This window comes from Thioclava litoralis, from assembly GCF_045278885.1.
In the GTDB taxonomy this organism is placed as follows: domain Bacteria; phylum Pseudomonadota; class Alphaproteobacteria; order Rhodobacterales; family Rhodobacteraceae; genus Thioclava; species Thioclava litoralis.
Genome location: NZ_CP135443.1, coordinates 1,261,555 through 1,277,219 on the forward strand (window position 1 = coordinate 1,261,555; position 15,665 = coordinate 1,277,219).

General features: G+C 61.0%; 12 protein-coding genes. 6 read left to right on the forward strand and 6 right to left on the reverse strand.

Annotation, left to right across the window (positions count from 1 at the left end; genetic code table 11):
• Positions 1–35: 35 nt before the first annotated feature.
• A complete protein-coding gene (locus RPE78_RS06230; RefSeq protein WP_339108641.1) occupies positions 36–545 on the forward strand; it encodes a CAP domain-containing protein in 510 nt (169 codons plus the stop codon).
• 104 nt (positions 546–649) lie between these two features.
• On the opposite strand, the gene RPE78_RS06235 is transcribed toward RPE78_RS06230, so the two are convergent.
• The 6 genes from RPE78_RS06235 to RPE78_RS06260 all read right to left on the reverse strand — a co-directional run bounded on the left by RPE78_RS06235 (position 650) and on the right by RPE78_RS06260 (position 7,188).
• Positions 650–1,150, reverse strand: a complete 501-nt coding sequence (locus RPE78_RS06235) for a L,D-transpeptidase family protein (RefSeq protein WP_339108642.1) — start codon at positions 1,148–1,150, stop codon at positions 650–652.
• Between the two features lie 79 nt (positions 1,151–1,229).
• Positions 1,230–2,462: a class I SAM-dependent RNA methyltransferase gene (locus RPE78_RS06240; protein WP_406721526.1), complete on the reverse strand. Its 1,233-nt coding sequence runs from the start codon at positions 2,460–2,462 to the stop codon at positions 1,230–1,232.
• Between the two features lie 64 nt (positions 2,463–2,526).
• Positions 2,527–4,362, reverse strand: a complete 1,836-nt coding sequence (locus RPE78_RS06245; protein WP_406721527.1) for an ABC transporter ATP-binding protein — start codon at positions 4,360–4,362, stop codon at positions 2,527–2,529.
• Between the two features lie 69 nt (positions 4,363–4,431).
• Positions 4,432–5,577, reverse strand: coding sequence for a CCA tRNA nucleotidyltransferase (locus RPE78_RS06250; RefSeq protein WP_406721528.1), 1,146 nt, complete (start codon positions 5,575–5,577; stop codon positions 4,432–4,434).
• Complete coding sequence (locus RPE78_RS06255) at positions 5,574–6,173, reverse strand: NUDIX hydrolase (RefSeq protein WP_406721529.1); 600 nt, start codon at positions 6,171–6,173, stop codon at positions 5,574–5,576. The genes RPE78_RS06250 and RPE78_RS06255 overlap by 4 nt, the downstream gene beginning before the upstream one ends.
• Positions 6,166–7,188 carry an Hsp33 family molecular chaperone HslO gene (locus RPE78_RS06260; RefSeq protein WP_406721530.1) on the reverse strand — a complete coding sequence of 341 codons (1,023 nt, stop codon included), beginning with the start codon at positions 7,186–7,188 and terminating at the stop codon, positions 6,166–6,168. The genes RPE78_RS06255 and RPE78_RS06260 overlap by 8 nt, the downstream gene beginning before the upstream one ends.
• 133 nt (positions 7,189–7,321) lie before the next feature.
• On the opposite strand from RPE78_RS06260, the gene RPE78_RS06265 reads away from it, so the two are divergent.
• The 5 genes from RPE78_RS06265 to RPE78_RS06285 all read left to right on the forward strand — a co-directional run bounded on the left by RPE78_RS06265 (position 7,322) and on the right by RPE78_RS06285 (position 15,658).
• Complete coding sequence (locus RPE78_RS06265) at positions 7,322–7,777, forward strand: NUDIX domain-containing protein (protein ID WP_406721531.1); 456 nt, start codon at positions 7,322–7,324, stop codon at positions 7,775–7,777.
• A gap of 180 nt (positions 7,778–7,957) precedes the next feature.
• Positions 7,958–10,864: an Ig-like domain-containing protein gene (locus tag RPE78_RS06270; protein WP_406721532.1), complete on the forward strand. Its 2,907-nt coding sequence runs from the start codon at positions 7,958–7,960 to the stop codon at positions 10,862–10,864.
• Positions 10,865–10,933: 69 nt separating this feature from the next.
• Positions 10,934–12,202 (forward strand): TolC family protein, encoded by a 1,269-nt coding sequence (locus RPE78_RS06275; RefSeq protein WP_339108650.1) that lies wholly within the window; start codon positions 10,934–10,936, stop codon positions 12,200–12,202.
• Positions 12,203–12,279: 77 nt separating this feature from the next.
• On the forward strand, positions 12,280–14,484 hold the full coding sequence (locus RPE78_RS06280) for an ATP-binding cassette domain-containing protein (protein ID WP_406721624.1): 2,205 nt from the start codon (positions 12,280–12,282) through the stop codon (positions 14,482–14,484).
• 1 nt (position 14,485) lies between these two features.
• Positions 14,486–15,658: an HlyD family type I secretion periplasmic adaptor subunit gene (locus tag RPE78_RS06285; RefSeq protein WP_339108652.1), complete on the forward strand. Its 1,173-nt coding sequence runs from the start codon at positions 14,486–14,488 to the stop codon at positions 15,656–15,658.
• Positions 15,659–15,665: the final 7 nt, after the last annotated feature.

The window sequence follows — 15,665 nt, forward strand, 5'->3', positions numbered from 1 at the left end:
ATCGCTGGCGGCCAGAGAATTCGACGGTGAACGGTATGAAAGCACTTCCTATCCTTGCGTTGCTGATGGCTCTCGGGGCCTGCGCGACCACTTCAAACGATGTGCAGCTGGCTCCCGATGGGAAGCCGATGCCGAAAGTCTATCGGATCACCAAAAAGGATGCCGAGGTGATCCCGAGCCGCGCGCTCGAGGCGGTCAACAGCCTGCGCGCCGCCCGTGGTACCGGCCCGATGCAGCTGAACACACAGCTGGCGATCGCTGCCACGGTGCATAGCAAGGACATGGCCAAGCAGAACCGGCCGTGGCATTGGGGCTCGGACGGGTCCTCGCCCCTGGATCGTGCAAAACGCGCGGGCTTCTATGGCGAAGTCGTGGGCGAGAATATCTCGGAGACCTATGAAACCGAGACCGAAACCCTTTCGGCTTGGATGAGCGATCCGGAGACCCGCGATGTGATCCTCAATCCGGCGGCCACCGAGATGGGCTTTGCCTGGTATCAGGAGCCGTCGGGCAAGATCTGGTGGACCATGCTGACCGGGCGCTGATGCGCCCGCCCTACACCCGCTATGCCTTGTAACATGGCTTGTCCGACATAGAAAAAGGCCCCGCAAGAGGGCCTTTTTTGATGCCTGTCGCGACGCGGGGCCGCTTAGGGGTAGATAAAGATCGGGGTTCCGGTCAGCACCATCGAATAGATTTCCTCGATCTGTTTATCATTCACGGCAATACAGCCTGCGGTCCAGTCCTTGCCGCGGCCCTTATTGGCCCCTGCCTGCCCGTGAATGAAGATATCTCCGCCCGGTTTGCGGCCCTGACTTTCAGCGAAGGAGATCTGCTGCGGGTTCGGATAGGACACGCGCAGAGACAGGTGATAGGCGGAATTGGGATTGCGCCAGTCGATGTAATAGACCCCTTCGGGGGTTTTGCCGTCACCTTCGAACTGCTTGGGACCAACCGGTTGGCCGCCCAGAGCAATGTCATAGGTCTTGACGATCTGGTCGCCCGAGAACAGATACATCTTGCGGTCTTTCTTGAAGACCTGAATCTGTGTCACCGGCGCGCCTTCGTAATTCTTGAACTTCGAACTGTCGCCACATGCCGACAGAAGGGCCATTGCGCCAAGGCCCGAAAGAAGCGTTCTGCGTTGCATTTTTTGCCTGTTTGATAGGTCTGCTCGATAGGCCTTCTAGCCGTTTTCTGCCTTTAGATCGAGTCTGCTTTAGACGTGGTTAACAACGGGTAAACAGCGCAGCGATTTCAATATGGGCAGACCAACGGAACTGGTCGACAGCGATAAGTTTCTCCAGGACAAATCCTGCTTCCAGCAAGGTCTTGGCATCGCGAGAGAAAGTGATCGGGTTGCAGGACACATGCAAGACACGTGTGGCATCCGAGCGGCAGATTTCGGCAATCTGGGACTCCGCGCCGGCGCGCGGCGGGTCGATCACGATTACGTCAAAACGGTCGAGCTCGTCGGGAAGCAGCGGGCGGCGGAAGAGATCGCGGGCTTCATGGGTCACACGATGCAGGCCCTGCGCCTTGCGCCAGCCTTGGTCGAGAGCCTCCAGCATGGGGGCTTCGGCCTCGACCGCATGGACATCGGCATATTGGGCCAGAGGCAGGGTGAAAGTGCCCGACCCCGAGAACAGGTCGACCACTTTTGCGGCCTTGCCGAGGTTTTGCAGAACGAAATCGGTCAGCGCCGTTTCGCCCTCTTTCGTGGCCTGCAGGAAAGCGCCTGCGGGCGGGGCAACCTGTGCCCGTCCCATCGCCTGCCATGCGGGACGGATCGCGGCGACCATCTCGCCATTCCATGAGATCCGCGCCAGCCCGTTCTTATGGGCGATCTCGGAGAGCGTGGTGAAGAGATCTGCCGAAATCTCCTTGCCGCCGGTGCAGGCGATCTCGACGCCAGCCTCCGAGAGGGTCAGCGTCATCGACAGCTCGCCCTTGCGGCTGGCTCCGGCGATGGTCAGGGCTTCGGCCGTGGGCAGATGGGCCAGCAGCTCGGGGCGCAGCAGGGTGCAGCCGGTGATTTCGGTGATCGTGCCGGAGGCGCGGCCATGAAAGCCCACCTGCGCGCCCTTTTTCGTGCGGCGCCCCGAAAGCGTGGCGCGGCGGCGAGAATTGGCGGGAGAGGTGAAGACCTGTTCGACCTTGGCGTCGATATCACGCGCGGCCAGTGCCGTTTCGATCACGCTGGCTTTCCAGTCGGCCACGAATGCATCCGAGGCATGTTGCAGGCTGCAGCCCCCGCAGGCGCGATAATGCGGGCAAGGAGGCCGGACTCGGCTGGCGGAAGGGTTGACGATCTTCGGTTGCGCGATCCGGCCAGCAACGACCTCGCCGGTGATGTCTTCCTGTGGGAGGGTGAGCGGCGCGTGGATCGTGCCCTCTTCGCTGCGGATGACGCCATCGGCCTGAATGGAGAGGCGGTCGACGCTATAGATGTGATCGGTCATGATGGCTATCCGGCTGGCTTTGCTTGAGGGCAGGCTTTAGCAGCCCTTGGCCGCAAGGCAAAGCCTATTGCGCCGCCTCCACATCTTCCGCGTTGTCCTCGGCACCGATAAAGCCGCCCGACTGCCGGTTCCAGTAGCGGGCATAGAGGCCGTTCTGCGCCAGCAGTTCATCATGCGTGCCGTCTTCCGCAATATGGCCTTTCTCCATGACCACGATCCTGTCCATCTCGGCGATGGTGGACAGGCGGTGGGCGATGGCCAGTACGGTCTTGTCGGCCATCACATTGGTCAGCGCGTCCTGCACCTGCGCCTCGACCTCGGAATCCAGTGCCGAAGTGGCCTCGTCCAGCACTAGAATAGGCGCGTTTTTCAGGAAGGCGCGGGCGAGGGCGATACGCTGGCGTTGGCCGCCCGAGAGTTTCACCCCGCGTTCGCCCAGCATCGCATCATATCCTTTATTGCCCTTATGGTCTTCGAGATCGAGAATGAAATCATGCGCTTCGGCCGCGCGGGCGGCGTCGATGATCTCCTGTTCGGTGGCATCGGGGCGACCATAGAGGATATTCTCGCGGGCGGAGCGGTTGAACATGGCTGTTTCCTGCGTGACCATAGCGATCTGACGGCGCAGGCTTTCCTGCGTGATCGTGCGGATATCGGTATTATCCAACCGAACGGCCCCTTTTTCGGTATCATACAACCGAAGAAGCAGGGCAACGAGGGTGGATTTCCCTGCGCCTGACGCTCCCACGATACCGACGCGCTGGCCTGCGGGAATAGCGAGAGAAATATCCTGCAATCCACCCTCGCTGCGCCCGTAACTGAAACTGACATGGTCAAAACATACTGCGCCCTGTGCGCGCCCCATGTCCTGTGCATCGGGGTGGTCGGTCAGGCCGTGGGTCGCGGCCAGCGTGTTCATCCCGTCTTCCGCCTCACCGATCGAGCCATAGATCTGCATCAGCGACATCGACACCCACCCCGACATCTGCGCGATCCGCATGGCGATGGCCCCTGCGGCGGCCACATCCCCCGCACTGGCCGCGCCCTGACGCCAGAGCAGAACCGTACCGCCGACCAAAACCACCGGCAGCAGGCCGGAGAGCGCCATCTGGGCGGTCCGGTAGCCGGTGGAGACCCGTCCGAAGGCGATCGCGCGTTCGCGGAAGCTTTCCATCGCGCCCAAGGCCTCGCGGTCCTCGTGTTCGGTATTGGCAAAAAGCTTCACCGTCTTGATATTGGTGATCGTATCCACCACCTGCCCCGACACCATGGCCCGTGCGGAGGCGCGCGCCTTCGACCGCCCGCGCACATGCGGCAGGAAGGTGCGGATCACCAGAACCATCGCGATCATCCATAGCAACAGCGCCAGCGCCGCCCAACCGTCGATTGCGGCCAGCATGGCTGCCGAGCCGAGGATCGACGAGAGGGCGAACATGCCGGTCTCTATGCTGCCTTGTGCGACATCGGTCACCGCGCGGGCGGTCTGCATCTGCTTTTGGGCGATGCGACCGGCGAAATCGTTATCGAAGAAGGTCACCGACTGGCCCATCGTGTGGCGGTGCAGGCGTGACAAGACCTGAGGGAAGATATTCGGCTGTAACAATAGGTGGTTGGCGGCTGTTGACAGACCAAAGACCACAGGGCGGATCACCAGGTAGAAGAGCACGAAACCGCCAAGGATCAGCGCGTGGTCGGACCAGATATCGCCCTGCGTCGTCGAGATCAGACTGTCGATCACGCGCCCCAGAAGCCATGCCGAGACCACTTCCATCGCGCCTGCTGCGGCGGACAGCAGGGCCGATACCGTGATCAGCCCCCATGCGCCCCTCAGGCACCAGAAGAGAAAGCGCCCGAGTGTGGTTGGTGGGGCGGATCTGGCCTTGCGGAAGGGGTTTATCATCAGCATGCTCCTTTTGCAGGTCAAGCTAGACCGTGCCGTGCGTCCGGCCAAGGGGGGCGGTGCGCAGGCTCAGCCTAGCAGATGCGCACGATCCAGCGTGAAGCCGCTGCCGATCCAGCGCATTTCCAGCTCGGCCAGCTTATCGCCCAACTCCTTGCCCTGTAAGGCGGGCAAAAGATCGCGGGCGGTGACCGGAAATGTCTGTGCGGCACCAAAGGCAATCTGCGCGGGCCAGTCGGGTGTCATCGGCATTTCCAGAAGTGCTGCGCGGACAAGCCATGCATCACACCCGTCCTCGACCCCCAGACGATACCCCATTTCGGTGGGACTGCCGATGTCTTGCGCGGCCTCGCGCAGACGGGCCAGACGTTTTGCCTCGGCCCGTGACAGGCGCAATGCGGCGGTGGCGGGCTGCGATGTCAGGCAGGCCAGACGTCGCAGCGGATCGGGGCCGCGCCCGTTTTCCAGATGGATCAGCACGGGCAGGGCTTTGGCATCCGCACCGGGCAGGAGGCGGGACAGGATGCCGGTTTGCGCCATCGAGGCAATGACGGGCGCAGGATCGGGCGCGGCCAGAAGCTTGCGCATTTCCGCGCCGATACGCTCGCGGGCGAGGCCGTCAATGCCCTCGGCCAAGGCGGCACAGGCGGCCAGACCTTCGGCATCCGGACCGTTTTCAGGCGCACCATACCATGCGGTGAAACGGAAGAAGCGCAGGATACGCAGATAGTCCTCGCGAATCCGGTCTTCCGCATGTCCGACAAACCGCAGATGACGCGCCTGCAGATCCGCCAGACCGCTGCCCAGCGGGTCGAGGACCTCGCCATCCGAGCGTGCGTAAAGGGCGTTCATCGTGAAATCGCGCCGCGCCGCATCCTCGGCAATATCCGTGGAAAAGGCAACCAGAGCGTGGCGGCCATCGGTCTCCTCGTCGCGGCGGAAGGTGGTGATTTCATGCGGGATATGGTCCGAGACCACTGTCACCGTGCCGTGTTCTATGCCCGTGGGAATGGGTTTCAGACCAGCGGCATTGGCGAGTGTGATCACGCTTTGTGGCGGCGCATCGGTGGCAATATCCAGATCGCTGACCGGTGCACCCAAGGCGGCATTGCGCACACAGCCACCGACAAAGAACGCCTGATGGCCGGCTGTTTCAAGCATCTGCATTACGGCCTGTGTGGCAGGGGCTGTCAGCCAGTCATCCGTCAGTTTCATGACGGGGTCAGCCTGTCTGCCAAAGAGCGCAGGATCCGCGCCGTAGCGCCCCAGATATAGTAGGGGCCATAGGGGGCGGCGTAATAGTGCCGCCACGTGCCACGCCAGCGCCGCCCCTCAAGGCGGAAATTCGCAGGATTGGCGATATGGTGCAGAGGCACGGTAAACACCTCATCCACCTCGCCCGGTTCGAGGGCGGGGCGGAACGGGGTCGTGATCCGGGCCAGAACCGGAACCATCGAGAAGCTGGTGACGGTTTCATGCGGGTCAAGGTGGCCAAGGATCTGCACATTTTCCGAAGGCAGGCCGATTTCCTCGCGGGCTTCGCGTAGGGCGGCGGCCACAGGATCGCGGTCGCCCGCATCCACCTTACCGCCCGGAAAGGCAATCTGGCCCGGGTGGTGCTTCAGATGGGAGGCGCGTTTTGTCAGATAGAGCTGCGGCCCGAAGGGCGTGTCTTCGAACGCCACCAGCACAGCCGCAGGGCGCAGTACGCGCCCCGCAGGCAGGGAGATCCCCTCGTTCAGATCGTAATCCGAAGAGGGTCGCCCCGGTCGGGCCAGAGCGGCCTGTAACCGGGACGAAAGATCACTCATCCTTGGCCTCGACCGGGGTGCCATCGGGGTTTTTCGTGGCTTCAAACCCCAGCGTCTGCGGATCGAATTCGTAATGCGCGCCGCAGAACTGGCAATCGGCGGTGACGATGCCGTCTTCGGTGGTCATATGCGTGATGTCCTTGGCCGAATAGATCGACAGGCTGTTGCGCACCTTATCCGCCGAACAGGTGCAGCCGAATTCCACACGCTGCGGATCGAAGACGCGCGGTTGTTCCTCGTGAAACAATCGCACCAGAAGGTCGGTCGCATGGATGCGCGGGCCGATCAGCTCGATCTCTTCGACCGTGTCCAAGAGGATGTTGGCGCGGTTCCAGTTCTCGCCTTCTTCGCCGTCAAGGATGTCCTCGGCGGTCAGCAGCCCTTCGCTATCGGCACCACCCTCTTCGGGGGCGCGCAGCGGCGAGGCGGGCGGCATATGTTGCAGCATCACACCACCGGCGCGCCATGCTTCGGACTGACCGGGCAGGGTGGCGCGGCCATAGGCCAGCTGGAAGCGGGTCGGCAACTGCTCGGACTGCGCGAAATAGGCCTGCGCACAGGCGGTCAGCGACCCGCCCGCCAGAGGCGTGATGCCCTGATAGGGGGTCGTGCCCTCGCCCTGATCCATCAGAACGGCAAAATAGCCTTTGCCAATCTGGGGGAAACCGTCGCCCGCCTCGTCAAGACGCTCTTTGTCAAAGCTGGCCCAAGCGCGGATGCGGGCAGGTTCGCCCTCGGCGGCAGGTGCATAGTAGTCGGTGGCGATGATGCGGATCGGGCCGTCGCCGCGTACCTGCAGCGACAGCTTCCAGCGCAGTTTGATGGTCTGGCCGATCATCGCGGTCAGCAAGGCGACCTCGGCCACCAGTGCCTCGACCACGGTGGGGTAGTCATGCTGTTTCAGGACTTCTTCCAGAACACCGTCCAGCCGTGCGACGCGGCCACGGATGTCCGAACGGTCGAGCTGGAAGGGCAGAACTGTATCGTCCCAGGCGATTTGGGATAGCGTACTCATATAGGTCCTCGAAGGGGGTTTGCCTTTGGCTTGGCAGCGGGATTACCTTGCCTATATGGGCGCGACAAGCCGCGAACCCAAGACCTCGCGGAATTTCCCGCGATTTTGTCGTGTCATATAAAAGGGCTTTGCCATGATTCCACGTTTCGGAGAGCCGCTGCGTCGAGGGCAGCACTACAGGCGCCGTCCCGGTGCCTATGCACTTTTGCTGCGGGGGGATCAGGTGCTGCTTACCCATCAGGAGAAGCCCGTGCCGGAATTTCAGCTTCCGGGCGGTGGAATCGATCCCGGCGAGGGGGCGCTTGCGGCGCTGCATCGGGAGGTGCGCGAAGAGACCGGCTGGGGTATTTCCGGCATCCGCAGGATCGGTGCCTATCGGCGTTTCGTCTATATGCCAGATTATAATATGTGGGCTGAGAAAATCTGCCTGATCCATGTTGCGCGACCGACGGTCTGCTATGGTGCCCCTACAGAAAAAGGGCATAGGGCAGTATGGCAAGATATTGATAAGGCTATAGAAACGCTATCATCTAAAAGTGACCGGCAATTTATTTCGCAGGTTTTCGGGCTGCGGATGCCAAGAAAATGAGCAGGTAAAATGTGGCGTATTTTTGTCACATGCGTGGCCCTCGCGTCATAAGTATGGCCATTAATTGACGTTAAGAGACATTTAACTAGGCTTGTCAGCGAAAATCCGCTACCGCTTGGGAGAGCAAAAACAAATGCAGTCAAAAGAGCTGCACATCTTTTTTGAGGCGGAGCAAGACTCATGGCAAAGTCAGTGGACTTTGCCGTCCGTGATGTTACGGGCGGCGTTTCTCGTGGAACGGTTGCAGGCGATGGTGCTGGCGATTTTATCCAGGTCGGGAGCGGCGACGCGGTTTCGTTGAATCTGCGCAAAACGAATATTTTGAAATATGAACGCGCTGGCGGCGATTTGCACGTCGTTCTGACCGACGGTCGCGTTGTGGATCTGGCAGGCTTTTTCGAGGCCCCTGCCAACACGCTGTATATCTCTGCCGATGGCGAGATCACGCAGGTCAATCTGGAAGATAGCGGCGACGGCGTGCTGTTTGCCAATTACTCCGAGCCGGAAATCATCGGCAAGTGGAGCCCCAATGACGAGCTGGCCTTCCTGGATGGCGACGACATTCTTGCTCCGGTCGAGGAAGATACCGCCGGTATGGCCGGCTTTGCTCCGCTGCTCGGACTTGGTCCGTTGTTGGCAGGCGGTGCGGCGGCTGCGGGCGCGGTTGCGCTGGCAAGCGGCGGTGGCGACGATGAAGGTGACGATAAAGACAAAAACACCGGTGGTAGCGACGATGGTGATGATGATGCCATCATTCCGACGGTCAATGACCCCGATGCCGATTACACGCTGACCACCAATACCGATGATCCCAAGGCCGAGGTCAGCGGTACCGGCGAGCCCGGATCGACCGTTGTTGTGACGCTGGGGGACCAGACGATCGAGACCACGGTGGACGAGAATGGCGACTGGGCCGTGACCTTCGAGGATGATACCTTCCCGTCGGATGGGGATATGACCTCGACCGTTGTGGTAACGTCGCCTGGCGGAACGGAATACACCCTTGATGGTCCGGATTTCCTGATCGACATGACGCCGCCTGCGGTCGAAGTGACCTATGGTGCGGAATCGACCTCCGATATTGAGAATCTGGCCGAATATGCGGACGGTATCTCGATTGGCGGGACGGGCGAGGCCGGGGCCTCGATTACGGTCACGATCAACGGTCAGGAACAAAGCACCACGGTTGACACCGATGGCAACTGGAGCGTGACGTTCACGCAAGACCAGCTTCCGGCGGGCGAATACTCGACGGATATGGTGGTGACCGCGACCGATGTGAACGGGAACGTCACCGTTCTTAACGATGTTCTGGTCGTCGATACCGAACTCAATGTATCCTTCTCTTCGGCCAATGTGACCGCTGACAATGTGGTCAGCGCGGCAGAAGCCTCTTCGGGCTTCACCCTTTCGGGGACGACCGATCTGGACGCGACGTCGGTCAGCGTGTCGATCAACGGCAAGATCTATGATGCAACGGTCGATGCCAGCGGAAACTGGAGCGCGGTTGTCACGGATTCGTCGCTGTCGAGCGGCAGCTATGTGGCGACCGTGACCGCAATCGATGATGCGGGCAACGTCTCCACCGCTACGAAATCCGTAACGGTGGATAGCTCGGTGTCGGTGGGCATCGACAGCACGCAGATGGGCGATAACGTGATCAGCGGCTCGGAAACCTCCGGCGTGATCCTGACGGGGACCGCAGAGGCACTGGCCACGGTCACTGTCAGCTTCGGCTCGGGCACGCGCACGGTCGTTGCCGGTGCCGATGGCTCCTGGAGCGCGAATTTCAGCGCCTCCGAAGTGCCTGCCGATAGCTCTGCCGCGACGATCAGCGTGAGCGCAACCGATGCCTATGGCAATACGGCCAGCGCAAGCCAGACGATCAAGGTGGACACCGTTCTGGATACGCTGACCGTTTCGACCAGCACGCCCAATGATGATCTGGCCGATAACGTGGTCAACGCCACCGAGCGGGCTGGCGGTCTTGTGCTGAGCGGCACGGTCGAAGTCGGGGCGCAATCGGTGACGGTGATGCTGGCGGATGGCAGCCAGATTTCGGCAACCGTGAACTCGGCGACCGGAACCTGGAGCGCGACGGTTCCGGCGGATAGCCTGCCCGAGGGTGCCGCGGCAACCGAAACCCTGACCGTGACCGCCGTGGATGCATATGGCAATAGCGGTTCGACCACGCTGGATGTCGTCTTCGATACGGTTGTCGAGAACTTCTCGGTCAACTCGGTGACGGCCGATAACACCGTGAACAGCGCCGAAGCGGCCAGCGGGTTCGCGATTTCGGGCACTGTCGAGGCAGGGTCGACCATCACCGTGACGATCACCGAAACCGGTGCGACCCAGACGGTGACGGTCGGGGCCGACGGGACGTGGACGACCACATTCGGCACCGATGATCTGCCCGCAGGCACCGGCACGGCGACCTATTCGATCACCGCGGTCGATGCACATGGCAACACGCTTGAAGGCGATACCGCGACCTCCGGCATCTTCAGCTATGACCTCGAAGCGCCCGAAGCGCCCGATGTCACCTGGTCCACCAACGGGTCGAGCACCGTGCGTGCCCTTTATACCGACTCCGATGGCGAGGCTGATAGCTACACCGTGTCGGCAATCTCCGGCGATGGGACGGTGACCGAGCTGACGCATACCGCAACCGCCGCGAATGACGGTTCGGGCGAGGACATCTATTCCTTCTCGTCGCAGGCCATGAGCACCTATTTCGCGGTGACGGATGTTGATGCGGCAGGCAATGAAAGTTCGACCCTGACCGTTTCCAGCGAAACCGAGGTCAATCTTGATCTGTCGCGCGCCGGTCTGGACCAGTTCGATTTCTCCAAGATCGACCTTGATCTGGCGGATGTGAACCTGACCATCAGCGGCGACCAGATCCAGTCCCTGACCGGTGCGGAAAACACGCTGATCATCGAGGGGGACTCCGATGATACCGTCAGTGTCTCGGGAATGACCAAATCCGACACAAGCGATATGGATGGTTACACGCTTTACACGCTCGATGACGGCGATGCGAAGCTTTATGTCGATGACAGCATCACGACCTCTGTAATCTAAGGCGGGTAGATGGCTGATATGTGCAATTCCCGGACGGTTCTCGTCCGGGCGGCACTTCTGAGTGTCGTGATGACCTCTCTTTCTGGTTGTCTGGGCGGAGGGACGCCGTTTCCCTCTGGCCGGTCGGCCTATGCGCCCTCCGAGAACGGCTTTGCCGAACAGCCGCCCGGTGTGACGGCGCAAAGCTCTGCGATTATCGGCGATCTGGCGTCCCGACGTTCTGTCCTGCCTGCGGGTGGGGCCTATGATCAGGTCGCCAAAGCGGTTCTGGGCTACCAGAAAAGTGCCGCCCAGTCCGAACTTGTCGTCAAGAAACTGACCGCTCAGGCCAAGTCGAAAAACTGGCTGCCCACCCTGAAACCGGGCGTCAGCCTGACCTCGCTGGGGGATCTGGCGACGTCGATCGTTCTGGATCAGGTGCTGTTTGACAATGGCGCCAAACGGGCCGAGCGCGAATATGCCGCAGCCGATGTCGAACTGGCAGCGGTGAACCTGTCTTCGGATTACAACGACAAGGTCTATTCGGCACTTGCCCATTATATCAAGGCCCGTCAGGCCGAAGCCGAGGGCGCTGCGGCCACGCAGGCCAGCAATAAGCTGTCAGAATATGACAATATCATGCGCCAGCGCGTGGAAGGCGGCCTGTCGGATATGTCCGAGCAGCGGGTGCTGACCCAGAAGCTGATCGATATGCAGGCCACCGAGGCCGCATTGCGCGACACCGCCCGCTCCGAGATTGCGCAGCTTGAGTCCATGACGGGCGGCGCTGCGGTGCCTGCGCGGGGAATCGATGCGCTGAATATTCCCGATCCGTTGCCCGATGCGCTGAGCGTCAAAGAAGCCGAAGGCAACCGTGGCCTGACCGTCGCCGAAGCAAAGATCAGCCGTGCGGGGCTGTTGCCGGGGTTGTCGGCCAGCGCCTCTGTCGGGAGCGGTAAACCGGATGCGGGGGTCAATCTTGGCACCAGCAGCGGGTTCGGTTTCGGCACGGGCGATCAGCTCAAGGCGCTGGATGCGGCGCGCCAATCGGCGCAGCAGCAGGTCGAACAGGCACGGCAGGAAGCCTATCAGGATGTGGTGACGCTGAAATCCAAGCTGACGGCTGCAGAGGCGAAGCAGGGGCGGGATGCCAATGTGGTTGCCGAAATGGAAAAGAGCCTTGCGCTTTACACCGAGCAGTACCGTCTGGGCGGGCGCAGCCTGATGGAGCTTGTTAACCAATTTGAAAATTATGCCGAGATGCGGCAGGACTTGGCTGGACAAAAGTACGATATCGCCCTGATAAGGCTAGAAATCGCACGCCGGTACGGGCTCCTTGTCGACGGGAGCGTCATTTAGCAGGGTAGAGAGTTTTGGCAGAGCGCATCATAGCATTCGACATCAATGCGTCCCATATCAGTGGGGCGAATGGTGAGCTGCGCCCTGCCGCTGGCGACCCTAAACTTCCGGTTGCGAAGCCGCCCGCCGGTCAGAGCACCTCGGATCGTGCCCGCGCCCGTGCCGAGCTGGCCGCGCTTTATGCCGGACTTCTCGGGGCCGATATTCCGGCCATCGACATTCTCGAACAGATGCTACGCGCGGTGGGCGAGGCGACGGCGGCGCTGACCGGCGATGCCAAGGAGGCCGCCGAGATCAAGCCCGAGCATATTGCGGCTGTTCTGCGGGTGGCGGGGCTTGTGTCTTCGGTCGAGAAGATCCCCTCGATCACGCCCGATCAATGGCCCGCACTGGCGCAGATGAGCAATGGCCAGATGGTTCTGGTCATCGGGCAGGATGGCCAGACGCTGTTCGTCTATGACAAAACCTGTAAGGACCAGCGCGCCGAAGTGCCGGTGGGCGAATTTGTCAGCTTCTTTACCGGCACCGTGATCCGTGCGCGGACCTCGCTCAAACAGCTTGAGGACCGCCACAAGATTTCGTCCGAGCGCGAGCACTGGTTCTGGGGGGCGTTCCATAAACAGCGCCGTGCTTTTGTCGAGGTGGCGGTCGGGTCGCTTTTCGCGAACCTTCTGGCGGTGGCCGTGGCGCTGTTCAGCCTGCAGGTCTATGACCGTGTGATCCCGCACCAGTCGACGGCCACGCTTTGGGTTCTGGCTCTGGGCGCGTTTCTGGCGCTTGGTCTCGAGATGGCGTTGAAGGTCGCGCGCTCGGGCTTGATGGATATGGCAGGTCGCAAGATCGAGCTATCGGTCCAGCAATTGCTGATGGAACGGCTGCTGGGCATGAAGGTCGCGCCGGGTAAACGCTCGCCCAGCCAGCTTTTCTCGGCCATGCGCGAGTTTTCCTCGGTCCGCGAGTTTTTCACTGCCTCGACCATCGGCACGCTGGCGGACGTGCCTTTCGTGTTCGTTTTCCTGTTTCTGGTGGCCTCTATCGGCGGCTCGCTGATCTGGGTTCTTCTGGCGGGGGCGGTCCTGATGGTGCTGCCGGGGCTGTTGTTCCAGCGCAAGATGATCCGCCTGACCGAAGCAACCCAAGGCGCCTCGGTGCGCGCGTCCCGTCTGCTGCACGAAGCGATCTACGAGCATGAAACCGTGGCCACGTCACGCGGGGCGGACCGGTTCAAACGGATCTGGGAAGAGCTGATCACCCTGTCTGCGATCAAATCCTCCGAACAGCGCAAGCTGGCTGCGGCCCTGACCTATTGGGCGCAGATGGTCCAGCAGGGCACCTATATCACCGCCGTGGTGATCGGGACCTATAAGGTGTTTTCGGGCGATTTTACGGTCGGGTCGATCATTGCCATCGGGATCCTGACCTCGCGCACACTGTCGCCCCTGACCCAGCTTGCAGGCACGCTGTCACGCTGGTCGAATGTCAAACATGCGCTGGACGGGCTGGATGCGATCATCGAATCCGATCAGGCTCAGGCCGATGATCGTTCCTATCTGCGCACCGAGCAGGTGCGGGGCGAATACGAGATGCGCCATGTGAATTTCCAATATGATCAGGACAGCTCCCTGACGCTGGATATTCCCAACCTGAAGATCCCTCCGGGGCAGAAGGTTGCCGTGCTGGGCACTAACGGGTCCGGCAAGTCGACGCTCCTGAAGCTGATGGCGGGGCTTTATGATCCGCAAGCGGGGCGGATTTTGCTGGACGGGATCGATATCGGCCAGCTCCATCCGCGCGATCTGCGCCGCTCTCTGGGCTATCTCAGTCAGGATGTCCGGTTGTTTGCGGGGTCCTTGCGGGAAAACCTGAACCTGACCCAGCTGGAACGCGATGATGCCCGCCTCTATGAGGCGCTGGATTTTGCAGGGCTTGGGCCGTTTGTGCGTAGCCATCCGAAGGGGCTGGACCTGACCCTGCGCGATGGTGGCGAGGGGCTGTCTGTCGGGCAGCGCCAATCCATTGGCTGGGCGCGGCTCTGGTTGCAGGATCCGTCGGTGGTCATTCTTGACGAGCCGACCTCGGCCTTGGACACGACGCTGGAGGCCACATTGGTCAGCCGCTTGCAATCGTGGCTGGAAGGTCGCACTGCGATCATCGCGACGCACCGCGTGCCGATCCTGTCTTTGACCTCGCGCACCCTGATCCTGCAGAATGGAAAACTGGCAGTGGACGGCCCGCGTGATGCGGTTCTGGCCCACCTCACCAAAGCAAAAACCGGAACCTGACATGGCCACGATCGACCCCAGTGTGATCCTTACCCGCACCAAACGGATGAGCATGACTGTCTGGCTGGTCGGGATCGCACTTGCGATCTTTCTGCTTTGGGCTTCAATGGCTTGGGTTGACCAGATTGTGCGCGGTCCGGGGGAGATCGTGTCGTCGTCGCGCCCGCAGATCATCCAGAACCTCGAGGGTGGAATTCTGGCAGAGCTGGATGTGGCCGAGGGGGATCATGTCGAGGCGGGGCAGGTGCTGGCGAAGCTGTATGCCACGCAATACCAGACCCAGACCGATGATTTGCGGGACCAGATCGCGGGGCTTGAAATCCGCCAGATGCGGCTTGAAGCCGAGATGAAAGATACGCTGATTTTCAACCCGACCAGAGAGCAGATCCGCCTTGTGCCCGATATCATCGCCTCGGAATCGGGGCTGCTTGAGGCGCGGCTGGAAGATTATCACGCCCGTGTGTCGGGGGCGAAAGCCGTGGTTGCACAGGCAAAGGCAGAGCGTGACCTTGTTGAACGCATGTATGAAAAGCAGGTTGCGCCACTGATCGAGGTAACCAAATCGCGCAAGGCCTTCGAGGATGCGCAGAACCAGCTCAATGAAATCATTACCAAAACCGAGCTGGATCGGGCCTCCGATTATTCGGATACGCTGAACAAGCTGGGCACCCTGCGTCAGCAACTCAAACTTTCGGAAGATCAACTGGGCCGCACCACTTTGGTGGCCCCGATGCGCGGGATCATCAATCAGCTATCGGTCACCACGATCGGCGGTGTCGTCCAGCCGGGCCAGCAGATCATGCAGATCATTCCCGAAGGCGAAGAGTTGTATATCGACGCCCAGATCGCACCGAAAGATATTGCGAATGTTCGTGCGGGGCAGGATGCCACGATCAAGCTTTCGGCCTATGATTACACGATCTATGGCAGCCTGACCGGTAAGGTGGTTGTGGTCTCTGCCGATACGTTCAAAGACGAGAAAGACCCAAATGCGCAGCCACATTACGAGGTTACGTTGAGTGTGGATCTGTCTGATCTGACAGAGCGCCAGCGCAATCTGGAAATCCGTCCCGGCATGCAGGCGACGGTGGAGTTGCATACCGGCGAGAAGACCATTCTGCAGTATCTGCTCAAGCCGCTCTACAAATCCCGCGAGGCCCTGCGCGAACCGTAAGCCTCCG